The organism is Microcystis sp. M090S1, from assembly GCF_020246295.1.
GTDB classification, from domain to species: domain Bacteria; phylum Cyanobacteriota; class Cyanobacteriia; order Cyanobacteriales; family Microcystaceae; genus Microcystis; species Microcystis aeruginosa.
Genome location: NZ_JADBTF010000199.1, coordinates 1 through 3401 on the forward strand (window position 1 = coordinate 1; position 3401 = coordinate 3401).

At 44.3% G+C, this 3401-nt stretch carries 1 protein-coding gene and 1 pseudogene; both read right to left on the reverse strand.

All coding sequences use genetic code 11. From position 1 onward, the window contains the following. Nucleotides 1-165: 165 nt before the first annotated feature. Nucleotides 166-270: pseudogene (locus tag IM477_RS08960) on the reverse strand (sigma factor-like helix-turn-helix DNA-binding protein); the annotation flags it as partial. A gap of 119 nt (nt 271-389) precedes the next feature. After that, nucleotides 390-2384 (reverse strand): CARDB domain-containing protein, encoded by a 1995-nt coding sequence (locus tag IM477_RS08965; RefSeq protein ID WP_287731424.1) that lies wholly within the window; start codon nt 2382-2384, stop codon nt 390-392. Between the last annotated feature and the right edge of the window lie 1017 nt (nt 2385-3401).

Below are 3401 nucleotides of genomic sequence, written 5' to 3' on the forward strand. Positions count from 1 at the left end.
AATCGTGCTTCAAAACCTTGCGTCTTCATCGGCCCGCGTCCTGTAGTGGCGAAGCATTTGGGCATAACCTATCGGTGAAACCGTAGATTTTCTATCCGAATGCTTCGCCCGTACTTTTTCAGCAGACCCTATTTAACTCTCTAGTAGGGATATTCTGTTGGTGATCTAACTACGCAGTTTTTGCAACGCTTTCGACTCAATTTGTCGCACCCTTTCCAGGGATAATTCCCAAGTGCGACCGATATCACCTAAAGCATGGGATTTACCATTAAAATTTAGTTGGCAATTTTTCGGACATCGAGTCCTCAAATTGCCGCCCCCTGCACCTTCCCCACCGGTGCTTTGCTGAGGGTGGGGACTGATGCAGGTTCGTTCAACTCGACTTGATATTAAGGCTGAAAGAAATTTGTTGCGACAAACTCGCCAACAGCTAACCCCATTTCAAAAGAATCAATACAAGCCTCACGGACGTGAACCCCGCCATAAATACGACTGAGGGCATCTTCCATTCCCGCTTCATAGAAGCTATCGAAATCACGAACGACACCGGGAAGCTCTTGGGAGACAGTACTAAATACATAGTCGTCACCAAAATATTCGGTCATCACTCCCGCAAATGCTCCCCCCATGGCAGAATGCCCTGACATATAATCCGGGAAAGGTGGGGAATTAACCCCCATTAATGGTGACAGCAAGGGCTTCCAATTGGGATCGCCCACCGTATCACAAATCCCGTCATTAGCCGCAAATCCTCCGGCAATTACGTCATCGGGGCGAGGTTGGAGTTCAGTGTATTTCTCTTTCCAAGCAACGATTACCGAATCTGCCAGCGCGGTATTTAACGCGGCAAATAGGCTGGCATCTTCTTGCAAGGTATTGCCCTCACTCACCGCAATTTTTTGAGCAATTTGGTTTAAATGCCCGTAGGGACGGAAGGTATCAGCGCGGTCATAGGCGTAGAAAACAGCCATTTCTGCCTGGTCTGCATTGCGTAAAGTGGTAGTGAGAGCAGTGTTTTGCAAGCCACCGTAGAGCCGGACTTCTTCAATTTCTTCGGCATACAATGTAGGATCTGTGTCAGGACGGCCATCAAGAGTCACATCAAGTTCATTGTCCGCAACAAACTGGTCAATGTCGCCAATTGTCCAAGTATCTACTCCCCCCCAGTTCGCACCAAGTGCTACCCCAGCAGTGGGGCCCGAGGTTTCTGGTCGCCAAACGTAGTCTCCCGGTGGCGCAGTGAAAGGTGTATTGTCGTTGGAACCATCATTAGCGCGTAAATTGATGGTCTGATTGGCTACTAAAATACCAAAATTAAACCCCCGGCTTTCAGCGGTGGCACTGTCCTGAATCTCCGCCAGAGAATTGGATAATTGCTGTGAGAACAAGCTACTTTGTCCAGATAATTGAGTAGAGAGAACTCGATAAGCAGCACCAACTGCCGCCATCCCCAACGAGGTATTCCCTGGTGCGTTCACATTTACAGCGTAGGAGGGAAAAGTTGTGTTGAAGGCATTGACCGTATCATAGACGGCAGTAGAAACCAGCGCCATTAAGCGAGAACCTACTGTCGGCGCGACTCCCCGCCCCGCTTTTCCCTCGGCTTGAATCGCATTTAAGGCGATCGCATTCCAGTCGATGACGGCATTAGTATTGAGTCCCGATACTAATTTACTGGTGACATTATTGGTTTCCAGTTGTTCGGCAATTTGGTTATCTGCATCGACTTCAGCAATGAGAAAGTAAGCCCCCGGAGCGATGACTGAAGTATTGTTGTTATACGTTAAGTCTAAGGTGACTGACTGCTCGGCGTCTAGGTTCAAGTTTGTGCTGACACTGGTGAGTAAGGCATCGTTTTTGTCAATCTGACCGTCAGTAGAAATGTACAGGTTGACAGTACTGGAACCACTGGCGATTCCTTGTCCTTGATTGGTGACAATTACCTGTGCAGTTCCCTGAGCGCCGAAGTCAACCGTAGTTGGCAAATTAATCGTGCCAAAACTGCCCACTAAATCTGGTTGTGAGACACTTGAGGTAAGACTTAAGGTAGAACTTGAGGTAAGACTTGAGGTAGAACTTGAATTTTTGTTATTGCCGCTCTCACCATTGTCTGATCTCTTGCCAACTTCTGTTGGTATCTTTTCTCCCGCAGTATCAAGTCCAATTGCACCTAAAAAATCAACTTTGTCCAAAAGCTCATTTAAATCTTGTCGGGAGAGTTGATTTAAATTTTTGTCACCGATAACCTCCTCTAACAACTCATCAATGTTACTGGTTGCGTTATTACTATTTGGTATTTGCTCGTTCTCAGTTACTTTCTTCTGATCATCAAGGGTGTTCTTTGGCGATGACTGAGCGGTAGTTACAATAGTGGTTGATTCCATATGTAGGCAATAGGTTAGAAAAGAGTAAAGGTATTCAAGGCAGCAAGCTCTGAAGCTTAACCTGTTGTCGTTGCGCTTCAGTGCCAAACGGATGTCACCGTCAGTAGAAATTTACAGGTTCACAGCACAATTACTCGCGATCACCTGTCCTTGATGGTCGACAATTACCTGTGCATTTCCTTGATCTGTTTGAAAATGGTGACAAAAAAGGAATCATAGGGGCAATTCAACTCAAACTTGAGTTTTGCGATACAACCGAGTGACCTATATCACCTACTGTAACACCATGGAATCCATAAAGTCAATCAATTTTTATGTCTTTAGTTATAAATTTTTATGTCTTTAGTTATAAATTTTTATGTCTTTAGTTATAGATTTTTATCTATGGATGAAACTAGAGTCATTTCAGATAATTCTGATACAATCTTGACCGATGAAAACCTTATGATACTACTAAATCCGTTGAGTATAGGCTACATATCAGGACAGGCACTCATGCACTCATGCGCTCATGCACTCATGCAAAAGGAGAAATAGATAATCAGTCTTTGATAACTGGATTTAGTATGAAATCGGGCATTTATTTATCAATTTTAATTGAAATGACTATACTCTGTCTGATTGATTCCTGTCGGTTCTTCGTTACGGCGATCGCCTGTCCTTTTGAAAATGGTGACAAAACAGGAATGGTAGGGGCAATTCAAACAAACTTGAGTTTTGCGATACAACTGAGTGATACGAATCACATACCCCAAACCATGGAATCCATAAAGTCAATCAACTTTTACGTCTTCAGTCATAGATTTTTATCTATGGATGAAATTCTAGTCATTTCAGATAAGTCTGATCCTAAATCCGTTTATTAAAAACTGATTATTTAGGGTCTGCTGAAAAAGTAGGGGCGAAGCATTCGGATAGGAAATCTACGGTTTCAGCGATAGGTTATGCCCGAATGCTTCGCCCCTACAGGACGCGGGCCGATGAAGATGTAAGGTTTTGAAACATGATTCTCTCAAA